We start from the raw sequence: 16612 nt of genomic DNA, 5'->3' as shown, positions 1-16612 counted from the left end.
GTCGCGAACGCTCAAGCAGACCGTTCTTCAATGAACAAAAATCTGGCTGAGAAACGACATTCAGTGCGCTGGGGGCAATTTGTGACTGAAACTCTTCTCCATCTCCTCTTACAGATTCCACGCCGCTTTTCAAAAACCGCTGACTCCCGCCGCCGCGATCATGTTGACTCTTCGATTCATCGGGCGTTGCAATCATGCAACACCTGATGCAGATGGTCGACGCGATGCCGCATGTACCGAACAGGAGGGTCGTATTGCCTCACGGCACCAATGTGGGTGGTAGAAAACTAAGAAAAAACAGCCGGTGTTGGAAAGCTCCCCTCAAATTGAGGCCTAGTTTTCTTTGCAACACAAAAACGGGGGCAGCTCTCAGGTGGAGCTGTTCGTCTTGTGATTTCCCACTTTCCCGCCGAACGCGTGGACAATCCAACTGAACTCTGAGACTTAAGGGCTTGGCAAAATGAATCGCACTCAACGTAAAGGGTTCTCGCTGATCGAAATGGTCATCGTGATCCTCATTCTTGGAATCATAGCGGCCGTCGCTGCTCCCCGCATGTTTGGGACAGCGGAGCAAGCTGAGAAGAACACCACGCGTCAGCAACTGGCGGTTCTGCGCAACGCCATCGAGATGTATCGCGCTCAAAACGGCAGCTATCCGGCAGCGAACGCACTGCCCACCGCCATGACGGCTTTGCTCAATGGCCCCTTTCCCGCTCCCACGATTGGCAGCGCACGCGGCGATGCCGCCGTCTACTACGACACGGATACCAACACCAGCACTCCTGTCGTTGCCGACTCGACCGCAGCAGGCGGATGGGCGTACAAGCCAGCCAACGGCAGTGTGAAGCTGAATGTTGCTGCCACGGAAGAAGGCTTCAATTGGTAGTCTCGTTCGCGTCTGCTTGCCCGAGATGTTGTTGAGGCACGTTCGCTTCACTCGCTCTCGATCCGGATCGAACAAGTCCCCAACGACGGCGAAGGCTGCAGCACATTGGCTGTGGCTTTCGCTGGCACCGTATGCTCATCTCTCCATCACCGGTTCCGTCATGTCCAACTCACCCGCCATCCTGATCATCGAAGACGACCCGGTTTTTCGACGCGTCTTGAGCTTCACGCTATCCAAGGCCGGATTTGCCGTGGAAACCGCCAGCGATGGTGAAAAGGGATACGAGCGTCTGATGCGAGGAGGAATTGACTTTCTGGTCACCGACTACCAAATGCCGATTTGCTCGGGACTGCAACTGCTGGAAAGACTTGACAATGTGCCCGGCTATAAACGCCCCAACGCTATCCTCTGTACCGCCAAAGGCCTTGAGCTGGATGGTGAAGCATTGCGGAATCGATTTCGACTCACTGCCATTCTGCACAAGCCGTTCAGTCCCCGAAAGCTGAGTGAACTGGTCGTCGATGCCCTCGCAAGCTCGCAGGAGGAAGGTGTTGCTGAAACGACAGCGCCGATCGCCCCACCCGTCAATACTTCACCCGTCAATACACCGTTTGGACCACCGCTCTCGATCGACGCATCAACCGAAACTCCGACGCTCGGAGTCGAATGAGAATGACAGTCATGGAAAGCGAACTGACGCACAAGGACATCTCGCCATCGGTCGATTACAATCGCTCGGTCAACTCACGTCCCTACGCTCGACCGATCGAGTCACGGCGTCCACTGGTGACGACGCGGATCGGATTCATGTTTGTCTTGGCGGCCGCTTGCACACTCGGATTTGCCTTGTTGGCCAATCTTTACTCGCAAAGCCAAGCTTTTAACGCACTGATGTGGGTCTTGACCGTTGCGGTTTGTTCGCTGTCGGGATTGATCTCGATGCGATCCGCTCGAACCTTGCGGACCATCGAAGGCGAACTGCGCAGATCCGTTGGCGATCCACGTCGCTGGCACGCAGCACGCCCTATCATCGGTGACGATGAGATCACGGAAGGCTGGAATGAACTGCTGCAAGAAATCGAGTCGGCTCAACAGCACCAAACCCATCGTTCCCCCGCAACGCTGGACGAGGAAGCCATCACGTTGGCTCGCGCCATGCGCGGCCTCCCCGTCGCTTGGGTGATCACCGATCTTACCGGACGAATTCTGTTCCTCAGTCCGCCGACGTGCAGTCTGTTCAACCTGAACGATACCGCCAACCATGTCGGACGCGATCTACTGGATTTGCTCGGACTGCGAGTGGGCGATTCCGAAACATTGACCAAAGGCGAGCGGCTGCTCAGCAACGTGCAAATGGTTCAGCAACGCCACGAGCTGGAGATCAACGGCCAGCACTTGCACCTGCGAATCGCTCGATCGCGACTCGTCGGCCGCAGTGGCGACGGGGACGGACTGGCTTGGATCCTGCTCGACTCGACCCAGCAAGAGTTGGCGACACGCGCTCGCGATCAATTCCTGATGACAGCGACACACGAACTCAGGACGCCCCTGAATAACTTGCAGGCCTACGCAGAGACCTTGCAAGCCGAAGAAGGCTTGGATGTTGAGCGTCAAAAAGAATTCTGCAACATCATCGTTTCCGAAGCACACCGTTTGGGACGACTGGTCGACCAACTCTTGACGGTCGGTCAACTCGAAGCAGGCTCCATGATCGCGAATCGTCACGAATTGGATGTGCTGCCGATGATGGAGTACGTCACCGAACAATTGGCCGCACACGCCCATCAGAAACAACAGAAACTCCTCACCAACTTCTCTCCCAAGATGCCAACCGTTTTTGGCGACCGAGAAAAGCTGCAAGCAGCACTCGTCAACTTGGTCGGCAACGCGGTCAAGTACACGCAGGAAGGCGGCGAAATCATTCTTCGCTGCAGCGTCGAGGAAAACTGGGTTCGCATCGACGTGCAAGACAACGGCCCAGGTATCAGCAGCGAAGAACAATCCAAAGTGTTCGAGAAGTTCTTTCGCGGTGCACAAGCGAGTGAATCCGATCAACGCGGCAACGGCCTCGGATTGGCGTTTACCCGTGAAGTCATCCGAATGCACGGTGGTGAGATCGATCTCGAAAGCAGTTTGGGCGACGGTTCGGTGTTCACGATTCGACTGCCCGTCGGTGGCCAATCTCGCTCTGGCATTTGACCCGAACCAGGAAACCATGCCATGCCATTGATCGAACGTCACGGAACCATCACCGTCCTACGCCCAAGTGGCCCGGTGCGCTGCGACACTGTCAGCCCTCTCAACGAAATGGTGTCATCACATCTCGGCGGTGGTGTTCCACTGATGGTGATCGATTTTTCCGCCGCCCCTCTGATCGACGGTGCCGGCTTGGAATGGCTGCTTTGCTTGAGCGAAAACATCAGCCGTCGCGGTGGCTGCATGCGAATCTGTGGCGTCAATGAGCTTTGCAGCGACCTGCTACGCATCACGGGCGTGGGTGACAGAATCGAAACCCTGCCTGATCTGACGTCCGCCCTGGGCAGCTTCGCCTAACAAGGGGCCATCCAACCATGAACTCACTCTTCGAGATCGATCACGACCATTCGGTCTTACCGCCGATCACGCTGCCTCGCGATGCAGCCGCGATCACGAATGCGATTGTGCCCCTCGGTCGACGGCTGATCGAAGCCGGGTTGATTCGTGAAGATCAATTGGAGACGGCGTTGGCCCACCAGGCCGCCGAAGAAGAACGGCTGCGGGCAATCGCGTTGCGAGAAAACAGTTCCAATGAACCGGCCACTCGACGCACTTTCAAACGTCTCGGCGAAGTGGTCTCGGAACTCGGCTTGGTCGATGAATCCAATCTATTGCCTCTGCTGGGTGAACAACTGGGCGTCGAAGGCGTCCGGTTACGCGAAGGACTGATTGACCCGGCGGCCGTACGCTTGGTGCCGCGCGAAGTGGCGGAGAGGTTTCATGTTCTGCCGCTGATGCAAGTCCGCGGCGAACTGACCGTCGCGATGGCTGACCCTCAGGACTTGACCGCCATCGACGCGCTCTCGCGACTGGCCGGATGCAAGATCCGCCCAGTGTTCACGCTGGCGTCTGGAATCGATCGACTGCTGCCACGATGCTACGAAGAAGACTTTGCCGTCGACTCGGTCACCGCCGACATGGACGTCGAGCAATTGGAACTGGAATCCGACGCGATCGACTTGGATTTGCCCGATAGCCAGATGTTGGCGGAGGGGAGCCCCGTCATCAACTTGGTCAATTACGCGATCATCCAGGCCGTCCGACAAGGCGCCAGCGACATTCACATCGAAGCCGGGCAGAAATCAACTTCGGTCCGCTTTCGCATCGACGGCTTGCTCAGAGAAATCATGAAGCCGCGTAAAGACATGCACGCGGCGATCGTTTCACGGATCAAGGTGATGGCGAAACTCGACATCGCCGAACACCGACAACCCCAGGACGGGCGATTGCACGTTCGTATCAATCGTCGCGATGTCGACTTGCGCGTCAGCACGCTGCCCACCGTGTTGGGTGAAAAGGTGGTGATGCGTGTTCTGGACCGACAAAACGTCACGTTCGATCTCAATCGCCTGGGACTTCCCCCCGATTCGCTCACCTGCGTCCGCAGAATGCTTGCGCGTCCCCATGGTCTGGTCCTCGTTACCGGTCCAACCGGTAGCGGAAAGACGACGACGCTCTACTCTGCGATGGAGTTGATCAAAGGCATTGAACGAAACGTGATCACGGTGGAGGACCCTGTCGAATATCAGATCGAACTGATCAACCAAGTTCACGTGCAGAAAGAATCCGGAGTCACGTTCGCACAAGCGCTCCGCAGTATTCTGCGTCAAGACCCCGACGTGATCATGGTGGGCGAAATCCGTGACCGCGAAACCGCGGAAACCGCCATCCAAGCCGCGCTCACCGGGCACCTCGTCCTCAGTACGCTGCATACCAACGACAGCGCCTCAGCCATCACGCGTCTGATGGACATGGGCGTGGAACGTTTCAAGATTGCTGCGTCACTCGTCGGTGTCGTCGCTCAACGTCTGATGCGAAACCTCTGCCCCGGCTGCAAAGAAACCTACTACCCGTCGTCCAAACTGCTGGAGCAGTTTCATTATCAAGGCGATGTGCGTCACGGATTCGCACGCAGTCGAGGTTGCACGGAATGCTTTGAATCCGGTTACCGAGGTCGATCCGGCATCTATGAACTCTTTGAGTGCACTCAGCCAATCCGCACGCTGATCAATAACGGCGCTGACCTCGAACAACTCAGGGCCGCTCAACAAGGCCCCACACTACTGAGCGAAGGACTGCGTCTGGCAGAAGCCAACGTCACAAGCCTAGAGGAGGTGGGACGCGTCGCGCTGGTTGACTAAGCAACGCATTCCCTTGTTTCATGCAACTACTGAATCCCTCCCGAACATCACCGAACGCGACGCCTGTTGCGAGCCGCAGCAGCAGTCTCGAAGCAAACTTCACCTCTACGTCGAGCCTCTCGCCGCTGGCTCAACGTGCCATGACGTCCCCGTATCGCCAAGCAAGCTCCGGGTTTCATTTGATGCCAGTGTCTTCGTCAACGGTCTTGTTGACGTTGAACCAGTTGGCCGTGATGAGTCAAAACGGAGTGGAACTGGCAGAGGCTGTCGAGCATATTGCAAGACACTGCCGCGACCCCAGACTGGCCGATTCGCTACTGCGAATTCACGAATCGGTTAACGAAGGAAACACATTCTCGGGCGCGATTGCCGCCCATGGCCAACATTTCCCCCGAACCTTGCCGGCGATGATCGCGGCGGCAGAAGCCACCGGCGAAGTCCCCGATACGCTGACGCAGGTCTGCGCCAGAATGCGAGGCGAAATGGAAATGCGTGCCACCATCCTGGGCGCGATGATCTATCCCATCATCCTGGTCTCCGCCGCAACGATCGTGATGGCCGCTCTGATCGTCGGCGTGCTGCCGCAATTCAGCAAAGTGTTTGCATCGATGGGCAAGCCGGTTCCACCGTCGACCGAGATGTTGCTCAACTTTGGCGAGTTTTGCAAATCGAACTGGATGATCTTGCTGCCGGCCATTGCCGGAACGCTGATCACACTCGTCCTGCTGAGAAACCATCAACTGATCCGTCGGCCGCTGGGACACTTTCTGCTGTACGGACCGATGATCCGTGAAGCCTATCGTCCGTTGATCGCCGGACGTACCTTTCGCACCATTGCCGGCATGGTCCGCGGCGGCGTTCCGCTATTGCAAGCCATCCGATTGACGCGACAAACAACCACCGACGTGTCCTGGCAGGATTTGTTGGATCGAATCGAGGACAATCTCATCGACGGCTTGCCCGCGAGTGAAGCAATGAGGTACGTCGATTTTTTGCCCCCAGAAGCCACCCAGATGATGTCGACCGGCGAGCGAACCGGTCGAGTCGCTGAAGTCCTTGAGGACATCGGTGTGTTCTACGAACAGGAGGGCGGTCGCAGAATCAAAAGACTCGTCGTCGCGTTAGAGCCCCTGATCATCTTGGTCATGGGTGTCGTCGTCGCAGGCGTTGTGATGTCTGTAATGCTGCCGCTGCTGGATGTTTCGACCGTCCGGACATAACGATCATAGCAATCGAACGGCTCGCAAACTCGCCGAGCTTGACTCCACCTGCTGACATACCCATCAGAGGTTGAATCGCGTCTTTGCGTGACGTAGATCCCTCCGGGATAATACAAGCAACGCGAGCATTTCACTCAATCACTCATGTCCACCAGCACCCAATCTCCGAAATCGACGAAGCGTATCGCTTGGGTGCGTCGCTATCTCACACACCGACCAGCTTGTTTTGTGGGTATCGATATCGGTGTCGATCAAGTTCGTGTTGCGGCACTGGGCCTGACAAATACGTTAGGGGCCAAAAACAGACTGCGTTGGAAGTCCAAGTTTTGCTTTGGTTCCCACTCCCTCGGTGACAACGAACCGTCCTCACAATGGATCGACCTCACGGTGGACTCGTTGCTGCAACGTTTGCCTCGCAGTGTTGACGGAGAGACACACGCAACGGCAATTTCGCTGCCTATTTCATGGACACTCTACCAAACGATCGCCGCATGCGATTTGCCCGACGCGAAAGCGGAGAGCAATGACGTCTTCCTGAATTCCATCTTCCAGAGCACCGCGCACTCGGCACATTGGCCCATTGCCCCTTTGGCCGACCGCCCGGCCACGCCAGATGATCAGTTCGTCGTTGCCAGCGTCAGTGAGAAACTTGCCTGTCGGCTGATCGATGCCATCACCGATCTTGGATATCGAGTGCAATGCATCTTGCCACACGGGATCGCGCTGGCAGACTCACTGCTGCCGTTGACCCGCGTCAATTCCGATTGCGTGGTCCTGCTGGAACGCACTGGCAGCATGGTGACTCTGCGAAATCACGGCGTCACCGGACTCAGCAGAGTCTTGCCAGAACTCCCTGATGAAATTCTCGCCTCCGGTTCGCAACTCGCATCGAGCAGCGACCTTCCACGACTGGACTCACTGACGGGTTGGCTGCAGTCTGTCGCCCGCGAGATCCACGCGACGACGCGATTTGCTCGACGCCTGCCCTATAGCCTGCCCAACAATAGCCCTGCCGAGCAACCGGTGGTCCTTTGCGGCGAACTGGCTGATGTTCCCAAGCTCGTTGAAAGACTGGCGGAATACCTGGGACGCCCCGTTTGTTCTTGGCGATACGCCGGCATGTCGCGACCAACGCCTTGTTCTCGGGTTTCATCAAAAACGATCTCCGGTTTGGATGATGCCCGCTATGCAACGGCGGTGTCCCTGGCTTACGCCGCGTCCCAATGCTCGTCAGGAGGATACGTGCGATGAGTAGAGACACCCAACAACTCGACTTGTATCCACTACACTATCGACTCTTGCGTCAAGCAAAGCGAGCCGTGCTGTTGTGGACAGCAGCTGTCTTTGGACTCGCGGCGATCTTGATCGGGAATCTGACCCTGCAATGGCGAGCAAATGCTCAGCAGCAAGCGCGAGATCAAGAGATTGTTGCTGCGTCATCCTCCGTCAACCAACTTCGTCGGATAGTCACGGTGCTGGAATCCGACAACGCGCGTCGTCGTCAATGGGTGCAGTGGGTCGAAACGGCCAAACCTGACGATAGCCTACTACAATCGCTAGCCGTGGTGACCGCCGCTACGCACCCGGCAACACCACAGAACGCAGAACAGCATCTCGACGTCCAGCGGGTATCGATCAAACTGCCTGTGGAATATCCCGCATCTGCGGATGCAACACCCAACTGGGCCCAGCCCAGCCTCAGCGTAGTGGCAATCACGAAATCACGCGGGCAAGCGATGGAATGGATGGAGCGCGTCGCGGAAAGTCCTCGCGTTCGACAGGTTGACGTGTCCACGCCCAACGGAAAATGGTCTGAGGCGGTCGCCAAACTATCTGGTCAGCCCGTTTCGACGAAGGTCCTGCCATGAGCCAACGCAAACTGGATCTGTTTGCCCCGATCGACTGGCAAACCAAATTGTTCGGATCGCCGCGCCGTTGCCACATCATCGGCGGCAGCTTGTCTCTGCTGTTGATGGTTGCCGTGACATGGTCGTACCTCCACCCACAGTCCATGACATCAGAGGGTGAGTTCTCACGGGAACAAATCGACGAGGCGATCCAACTGATCTCTCAAAGCGATCTCTGGCGGCAACGCGAGACGGACGCGAAAACCGAGCGAGACGACTTGGACGCCCGCGTCAATGTCATCAAGAACTGGTTGCCACAGGAGCAAAAATGGAATCCCGTCAGGGCCTTTCTCTTAAAGACGGCGACCGACAAACAGTTGCATGTTCTCTCGCTGCGACGAGATCAAGAATTCACGGGCTCCCGCGTCGCGGTGCTCAAGGTGATCCTCGAAGTTCACGGGCGCTACGAAAACGTTTGCCATCTGTTGCATACACTGAGCACTCAACAGCAACCGTTCTGGTGTGACGAAATCGACTTGGTTCGAGACAAGCAGAACTCAGGTGTTGACCCAACTGCCCCCAGGGAGCTTTCTGACGACGCAGTCGAGTGCTCCGCCACAATCTCAATTCGTGTTCCCTTTGTCGGACAGCAAACCGCTGCAGAGAAACTGATCGGCGCCCCCACGCAACCTGGAGTCAATCTCAATGCAACATGATGCATCAACAGGCCAGGATCGTTCGCGCGGCCTGGAACATTCACGCGGCTTGGTGCGTGCTCCCAACAAACAGAAATCGCAGATGAAAATCATTGTGATTCTGGTACTCGGACTCGTGCTGGCCGTCGCCACCCAGCCAGGTTCAGAATCCGATTCGGATTTTTCTCAGGATTCTGCGACGCTGCAACTGGTCTCGCTCAAGCAAGCCGGAGGGTCCAGTGCGTCAAACTCTCAACAACCTTTAGAACACTTCCTAGAAGTCATCTCGCTGCCAGCGATCGACATCGAAGCAATCGTTTCACGCGACCTCTTCTGCCCCCCACCGTCAACACTGCCCGCACCAGAGGAACCTGAAACGCAGTTGAGCCCGCAAACCGTCGCCCCCGAGTCCGTTTTCAGCGTCCGCGCTGTCTACGGTGACGCCAGTGGCTCAATGCAAATGGCTCTGATCGATTCGAACGTAGATGGAAAGGACGAATCGCCAAACGAGATCGTTCGCGCCGGGCAGCCTTTACCAAGTGGAATCCAGATCCTGAGCATCACCGAAGAGGGGATTCAAGTCGCCCGCTAGGCGCGGATTATTCATGCGCATGATTGATTTTAGCGCAAACAGATTGTTGACAATGAGATTTTTTTTCATAACCCGACGCGTAAGCGAGGGATTTACCGAGTATCCCTCGCTTACGCGTCGGGTTATGAACAATCCGGGCTAGCGGGCTGTTGATTTAGTGAGCCGCGACGCGTATGCGGCCGGGCCTACCGCATTGCCCGGTGCCTTACGGCCCACCCTTGCGTTCCCAATTTCGATTGAATCAACAGGCCACTAGCGGAGGGGGCCGGCGGATTTTGAGGTACTTTCGCCATTTTCATTCCGGCCATCGAGATCTCTGACCGATGAAACCCTATACCGAGAACTTTAACGGTTATGAGGGTTCTCACACCTGTGCGGCGAGTTTCACGCTAGAAGCACGCTGCGGTAGCAGGTCCAATCGATACACAGGGATGTGGAGCCCATGCGGCGGCCAACAAACAATTGCTTCTTTCCATGGATCGCGTGCTGCGTTGTCGCCTGCGCCATCGGAAATTGCAATCCGGCCGCTGCGCAAACCGCGTCTGCATCAGCCGACACCGGTCAATTCACTAGGCAAGCTACCGAGCAAGCCATCCGCTTGGTGCGTCGCAAAGCCGTACGGATAGATCATCCGCCTGCCTCGTTGCCAGCTGAGACTCTGTTGCCAGCTGAGACTCTGTTGCCAGCTGAGACTCTGTTGCAAACAGGCGCATTGGCGGACTCTGCCCCCACGTTACATCTTTCCGATCGCGCGGTCGCGATCCAACAACAACCTGAGGTCAATACCCAAGTCATCAAGCGTAAGCGGCTCGCCGAACCGGTGAGCCGCAAGACACTGGTTGTGGGGAACGGGCCACCGCCAGCGACCAGCATCTTGCCGCCCAACGCTGCAGAACGCAAAACGACTGAACCGGCACGCCACAAGCGACGTGGCCCCGTCCGAGGGCTGCCTCTCGCCGGTGATTCTCCAGTGATCCCTCAGACCGTCGACCGTTCAAACGTAAGTGACTCACAAACGATTAGCGGATCGACTCGTCCAGCGCCAGCCCAGCCGACGCCGCCCCGAACGGCTTCAAGAATCCAAACCTCGCCGAGTCCCGATCATCCTCCGCAACAGATTCAGTCTGCGATAGGCGAACCGTTGCCACAACGGTTGCGACAAGATTCTGATGCGCTCGACGTCCGCGTCGAAGCGGCACAGTTACAGCCGGCACCACGTAGCAAAGTCAACTTTGCACAGTCGACACAAGTTGTCGGGTCGCCACCGGTTGCACCGGAGTCCTTTGGCAACACAAACAAGCAACTCAGTGCCGATCTTGAAATCGCGGTCGCCGACGCTTCATCCGTCGACATGGAGACCGAAAGCGGCATCCAACGGGCGCATCAGTGGGTTGACACCACACCAACGCCGTCGCAAGTCGTCCAGGTAACGGATCTTAATCCGATCGCTCCGCCTCGTGGAGCTTCCCGACGCCAACTTTCCAGCGCCGCATCAATGCCGGTCATCGCGGGTGCCATCCCGATCTCCGAGTCTGCTGCCACGAATGCGATAGAAAGTGTGCAGACGGAGATCAGCACGGCAAGCCAATCGGTCGATCGGATGGTTCACGTCACCGACGCAAATTTTGTCGGCGATTCGCTGCGACAAGTTCCGCACCAAACGCCGATTCAGAACGCCGGCTATGCGACGCAACTGCAGACAGCGCCGCCGGCGCATCGTCAATCCACTACGCAAACCAATGTTCTGCAACCCAGCCGACCCCAATCCACCAGTCCGGTACAGCTCGCACAGTCGCTCGATCCCCTGACCGTACCGATCCAGCGGGCTGAACTTCCCAGCAATGCGTCCATCAAAGGTGACGGAAAGCTGGTCACACTGGTTGCCACCGAAGCCAAGTTGCCCGACGTCCTGAAGATGATTGCCGACCATCATCGGCTCAACCTGGTTCTTGGACCCGAAGTATCCGGGCCCGTCACTGTCAGCATTCAAGGTGCTCGATTGGAGGAAGTCCTCGACGCGATCCTTGGTGTGGCGGGTTTTAATTGGCATCAAGTCGAGAACCTGTTGTACGTGACCGGTCAAGTCACTCCTGGGATCTCGCCTCGCGTTCAAGGTCGCCGATTGCAGGTCTACCCGCTCGACTATCTTGCTTCTGCAGACGTTGAAAACGTGGTTTCAGGTCTGTTGTCGCCGGTGGGCAAAGTCTTCACCAGTCAGTCCGCATCGGATGATCAACTCAAGACACGTGAGCTGATCGTCGTGGAAGATATCGAAGCCGGACACGAACGCGTTGCACAGTATCTTGCCCAAATCGACGTCGCTCCCAAGCAGGTGTTGGTGGAAGCTCACGTGATGCAAATCGATCTGGGGAACGATGAACGTCATGGCGTGAATCTCAACTTGTTGGCTCGCCTGGGAAATGCACGCGTTACCCTTGCCGGCAGCGGCTTTGCAGAAGAATCAAGCGAAGGTCCGACCGTGTCGCTGCGTGTGGACGGTCGCGACATGGATTCCTTTATCGAATCGATTCGCACCAATACGACGTCGCGTACTTTGGCATCCCCCAAAGTCTCGGTGGTCAATCACCAAGAAGCAAAAATTCAAATCGGCGAACGACTGCCCTACTCGGTAGCCACGACCACTCAGACGTCCACGGTCCAGAATGTTCAATTCCTGGACGTCGGAATTGTGCTGACCGTGACGCCCGTCATTACCGACGACGGCAACATCCTGATGACCGTCTTGCCCAAAGTCTCCGGGGGCCGAATCTCGGAAAGTGGATTCCCAGAAGAAGACACGACGGAAGTATCCACGACGGTTCTGATGCCCGATGGTGGTGGTCTGGTGATCGGCGGTTTGATTCGGGAAAACCAAGGTTCGGACTACGCCGAGAAACCGATCCTTGGAAACATTCCCGTGGTGGGAAAACTTTTCCGAAAGTCATCACGCACCTTCAAACGTGACGAGCTGGTGATCGCACTGGTGACACACATCATGGAGCAACCGTGCGGCCCACGCATGATCGAGCACCATCAGCTGCAGGACACGTTGCCGGAGCACGCCTCCAGCGAACTCATCTATCGTAGCCCGCCCGGCTTCTGAGATGGGGCTGTGACATTCTCGGCTTGCGCAACATTTATCCTTTGCTTACGCCAGACTTGCCCCGGTTCGGACCAACAACTGGTAGCTACCGTCAACGCGAGCACCGTCGTCCGGCTGCGATCAGTTCGTCGACGGGCTCGAGGCCTTTGGACAGGATTTCATCGGTGGTTTGTGGATCGACTTTTCGGCACGACTCGGACAACGTATCGGCAAGATCATCCAGCCAGTCTTCCCAAGTTTCGACGGTGGTTTCCAGTGGAGGCACGTTGGCCATTTCGTCCAAGAACAAGATCATGCGTAGGCAATGTCGTAACAGAATGCCTTCTTCCTTCTGCAGTTTTTTGGTGGTGACATACTTGTTGAAATCACCACCATAGTTCAACAGGTCGCCTACGATCCAAACAGGGACTACCTTGACGTTGTGCACACGCGGGTACTCGTTCTGAAACAGTCGCAAGATTTTTTCTCCGATCGTCAGCGGCCAGACTCGGGGCTCGTCGAACATGACGCGTCCGAATCCGCGATTCACAACGTCTTCGTCGTCATCGCCTGATTTGGCGCCCAGTTCCTCCGGCGTCGCCAAACCCATCGTCAACAATTGGGGATCCAGACGCGTGGTGGCCAGGGTTCCGGCGGGCATGTCGTCCAGCGAAGGCATCCGTGTGTGGCGAGCAACTGTTCCGGGGACTTCCAAGACGCTCTCCAGGGCCGCGATCCGTTCATTCGGATCCGCGATCGCCAGTTGGTCAGCCAGATAGACGCCAAAGAGTGGATTGATACTGCGCAAATGCACCAGCCGATCCAGACGCTCGGTGGGCGCGGCTGTGACGGGTCGATAGTCATCGACTTCGTAGCCACGGCTTTCGATCAACGCCGGGTCGGCATTCTCCTCGGTGGACTTGGCATCGTCGCTGTTTGGATCACGCATCTGATCCAGAATTTCACCGAACAAGCCGGTGGTGGCCGGGGGATCATAAGGCTTCTTTGGCTGTGCTGCGTTCGAATTCGCAGGCTGACTTGGGCCGCGAGCCAGGACGGGTTTGGGGTCCAACTCGATGAAACCGGCCGACCACAATGTGATCAACATGCGGTTGAGATCACGCTGCGCTTCCTCGATCTTTTTCGGAGTCAGCAGACGTCTGCCCACCAGATCACGAATCGGCTGGACGGCAGCATCGCGACCGAGCAAGTAAGCCAGCAGACGCCAAGGCAACTGACCGCGGCTGGACAAGTCTGCCGCGTCGGCCTCTTGCAGTTGCGTGAACTGTTGATCGGTCCAATAACTCTCACCCGCCCGACGCTTGGGCATCTTCTTTTTCAGTTGCTTTTTGGCTTTCATCAATCCCGGATCTTTGGTGTCCTCCGGGATCGAATCATACTTTTCACGCCAACGATGGATCTTCACATCGTCTTCGTGCGCAAGCGCGTACACGAAACCACGATCATCATACTGAGGGCGACCGGCGCGACCGAAGATCTGTTGAGCGGACGCGGTGTCGACGAGTTTCTTTTTGTCTCGGGGCCCTTTCAATAGGCTGGGCAGGATCACGCTGCGTGCAGGCAAATTGATGCCGGCGGCCAGCGTTTCGGTACACACACAAAACGCAAGCAGTTTGCGTTGAAACAATTCTTCCACCATCCGGCGATACTTGGGCAAGACGCCCGCGTGGTGAACGCCGACGCCACGCATCAGGATTTGTTTCAGCTTGGGCCCCGCACCGGTCGACATGTCGGCGGCGTCCAAGTAGTCCGACAGTTGTGCTTGGCGTTCTTTGTCAATCAGCTTCTTGCCTTTCAGCATTTCAGCCGTTGTCCAGCATTGGGATCGGCTGAAACAGAACATCAACGCCGGCGTGCGTCGTTGGGTCTCGTCACCAGCGGCGATTTTCTCGGCAAAGTCATTGATGATTTCATCGCTGACCCATTCATACTGTAGCGGAACCTTACGCTGGTCACCGCGGACGAGTTGCAAGCGACGTTGGTGGGAACGATAAAGCCAAGAAGTGAAATCGACGGCGTTGCCGACGGTGGCGCTGAGCAAGAGTGTGCGAACGTGTTTGGGCAGCAAGCCGAGTGTCAATTCCCAAACGATGCCGCGTTCAGGATCGTTGAACGAGTGAAACTCGTCCATCACGACCGACGTGACTTTGGAAAAGTCGAATGTCTCATGATTGAGCAAACGATTGAGTAGGATTTCGGCGACGACGACCAACACCGGGGCATCGGCATTGACGCGTCGATTCCCTGTGACCAAGCCGACTTGGTCCGCCGAAAAGCCCCAGCGGACGGCACTCTCACGAAGCTCGTCGAGTTTCTGGTCGGTCAACGCGATCAGCGGCGTGGTGTAATACATCTGACGCCCGGTGCGTAACGCTTCGTACACCGCGGCTTCGGCGATCAGTGTCTTCCCCGTGCCGGTCGGAGCGCAGACGAGAACACCTTGGTCGTTGGTGAAGTACGCCAGCAAGGCTTCTTCTTGAACCGGATATGGCTCGTAGGGCAGCAAGGAGAAGTATTCAGTGGCAAGCGTATCGCGATCGATGGGTTCCACACCGGTGCCGTTTGCTTCATTAGGAGTCGAGTCATTCATCGCCATGTTGTAACACCAACGTGCCGAGCGATGCCATCGGAGCACTCCAGGGCCGCATCTGCGATCACCACCGTAGTGGATTTCGCCAGAAAGCCTTTGGGAGGGGAATTCTGGCGAATCCCAATGCGAGTTTGCACGTGCGGGGAATTCTGGCGAATCCCATTACGAGGATGCGGGGTGATTTCTACCGGTTGCTGACCACGTCTTGCAGAACGGTCTCGTAGCTGCAAACCATCTTGTCCCAACTGTAGCGTTGGACGATTTCGGTCCCTTGAATCCCCATGTGCTCACGTTTTTCGTCTTGGGAGATCAATTCTGAAATCGCGTCGGCTAGCGATGACACGTCATTGCCACACAAACGCCCGTTGTCTCCATCACGGATGATCTCACGCGGACCGCTGGGGCAATCCACGCTGACGCTAGGCACACCCGACGCCATCGCTTCCATCAACGCCGACGGGAATCCTTCGTATCGACTCGCCAATGCAAAGATCGTTGCCCGAGAAAGTGGTTCCCAGATCGGACGGACCCAGCCGGGCATCTCGACGCGGTGGGCGATGTTCAGTGATTTGGCTTGCCCAATCAGCGTTTCTCGCTGCGAACCATCGCCCAGGATCTTGAGCCGCCAGTCGGGATGCTGAGTCGTTGCGATCGCAAAGGCCTCGATCAACCGGTCGAAGCCCTTTTCCGGCTCCAATCGACCGACGCCGATGATCATCTTTTCGAGTTGAGCGGCAACGCGATCCGAACGTATCGGTGGACACTCGATGGCGGAAGGAATCACCACGGTGCGAGGATTCAGTGGACGCAAGAACTCAGCTGTGGTCTCCGTCAACGCGATCACGCGGGCGGCACGTCGATAGGTGCGTCGACGCATCCATTCCCAGAACGACCCGAGGGTTTGCCATCGTGGGTCGCTTCGCTCGCTGACGACGACGGGAATACCGGTCCGTTTTGCGGCGATCAAAGTTTCGATGTTCGTGCGATCGCAAAACGAGAGCACGACGTCGGCGCGTGTGTCTACGATCGCGTTTCGCAAAGCGGTGTAGCGGGCACGAAAACGCGAAAGCTTGTCCCACAACGATTCGCTCGCCCCCATCACGTTGAGCGTGATTCGCCCGACATCACTGCCCAAATCGTGGCGGTCGCTACTTCCGTCATCCAACGTGATCAACGTGACTGCGTGCTCTCGCAATGCGAGCCGCGAAGCGAGCGATGCCATCACTCGTTCCGCGCCGCCACCGGAGAGCGAATGGATCACGCAAGCTATTTTCAACGGACA

General features: G+C 56.9%; 13 protein-coding genes. 11 read left to right on the top strand and 2 right to left on the bottom strand.

The features are described from left to right. The first annotated feature begins 460 nt into the window (after nt 1–460). The 11 genes from Pla52nx_RS15735 (at nt 461) to Pla52nx_RS15685 (ending at nt 12740) form a co-directional block, all read left to right on the top strand. Nucleotides 461–886: a prepilin-type N-terminal cleavage/methylation domain-containing protein gene (locus Pla52nx_RS15735; RefSeq protein WP_146522770.1), complete on the top strand. Its 426-nt coding sequence runs from the start codon at nt 461–463 to the stop codon at nt 884–886. 160 nt (nt 887–1046) lie between these two features. Beyond that, nucleotides 1047–1556, top strand: a complete 510-nt coding sequence (locus tag Pla52nx_RS15730; protein WP_197454997.1) for a response regulator — start codon at nt 1047–1049, stop codon at nt 1554–1556. After that, a complete protein-coding gene (locus Pla52nx_RS15725) occupies nt 1553–3085 on the top strand; it encodes an ATP-binding protein (RefSeq protein ID WP_146522768.1) in 1533 nt (510 codons plus the stop codon). Before Pla52nx_RS15730 ends, Pla52nx_RS15725 begins: the two co-directional genes overlap by 4 nt. A 21-nt stretch (nt 3086–3106) precedes the next feature. After that, nucleotides 3107–3439, top strand: coding sequence for an STAS domain-containing protein (locus Pla52nx_RS15720; protein WP_146522767.1), 333 nt, complete (start codon nt 3107–3109; stop codon nt 3437–3439). Between the two features lie 17 nt (nt 3440–3456). Then, nucleotides 3457–5283: a GspE/PulE family protein gene (locus Pla52nx_RS15715; RefSeq protein WP_146522766.1), complete on the top strand. Its 1827-nt coding sequence runs from the start codon at nt 3457–3459 to the stop codon at nt 5281–5283. 182 nt (nt 5284–5465) lie between these two features. Next, the gene (locus Pla52nx_RS15710) at nt 5466–6503 is read left to right on the top strand and encodes a type II secretion system F family protein (RefSeq protein ID WP_197454996.1); all 1038 of its coding nucleotides are present in this window, start codon (nt 5466–5468) and stop codon (nt 6501–6503) included. Between the two features lie 144 nt (nt 6504–6647). Beyond that, nucleotides 6648–7754 (top strand): hypothetical protein, encoded by a 1107-nt coding sequence (locus Pla52nx_RS15705; protein ID WP_146522764.1) that lies wholly within the window; start codon nt 6648–6650, stop codon nt 7752–7754. Continuing rightward, nucleotides 7751–8371, top strand: coding sequence for a hypothetical protein (locus Pla52nx_RS15700; protein ID WP_146522763.1), 621 nt, complete (start codon nt 7751–7753; stop codon nt 8369–8371). The genes Pla52nx_RS15705 and Pla52nx_RS15700 overlap by 4 nt, the downstream gene beginning before the upstream one ends. Further along, entirely contained in the window at nt 8368–9066 is a 699-nt protein-coding gene (locus tag Pla52nx_RS15695) for a hypothetical protein (protein WP_146522762.1), read from the top strand. The genes Pla52nx_RS15700 and Pla52nx_RS15695 overlap by 4 nt, the downstream gene beginning before the upstream one ends. Next, nucleotides 9056–9637, top strand: a complete 582-nt coding sequence (locus tag Pla52nx_RS15690) for a hypothetical protein (RefSeq protein ID WP_146522761.1) — start codon at nt 9056–9058, stop codon at nt 9635–9637. Before Pla52nx_RS15695 ends, Pla52nx_RS15690 begins: the two co-directional genes overlap by 11 nt. 442 nt (nt 9638–10079) lie before the next feature. After that, on the top strand, nt 10080–12740 hold the full coding sequence (locus Pla52nx_RS15685; protein WP_146522760.1) for a type II secretion system protein GspD: 2661 nt from the start codon (nt 10080–10082) through the stop codon (nt 12738–12740). A gap of 91 nt (nt 12741–12831) precedes the next feature. Here Pla52nx_RS15685 and Pla52nx_RS15680 read toward each other — a convergent pair whose 3' ends face one another. Beyond that, nucleotides 12832–15330, bottom strand: a complete 2499-nt coding sequence (locus Pla52nx_RS15680) for a DEAD/DEAH box helicase (RefSeq protein ID WP_231742547.1) — start codon at nt 15328–15330, stop codon at nt 12832–12834. Between the two features lie 184 nt (nt 15331–15514). Continuing rightward, entirely contained in the window at nt 15515–16591 is a 1077-nt protein-coding gene (locus tag Pla52nx_RS15675; protein ID WP_342190416.1) for a glycosyltransferase family 4 protein, read from the bottom strand. Nucleotides 16592–16612 lie beyond the last annotated feature (21 nt).

It is taken from the genome of Stieleria varia (assembly GCF_038443385.1).
Taxonomy (GTDB): Bacteria; Planctomycetota; Planctomycetia; order Pirellulales; family Pirellulaceae; genus Stieleria; species Stieleria varia.
The sequence above is the reverse complement of the archived record's forward strand: the minus strand, read 5'-3'. Positions and strand labels throughout refer to the sequence as shown.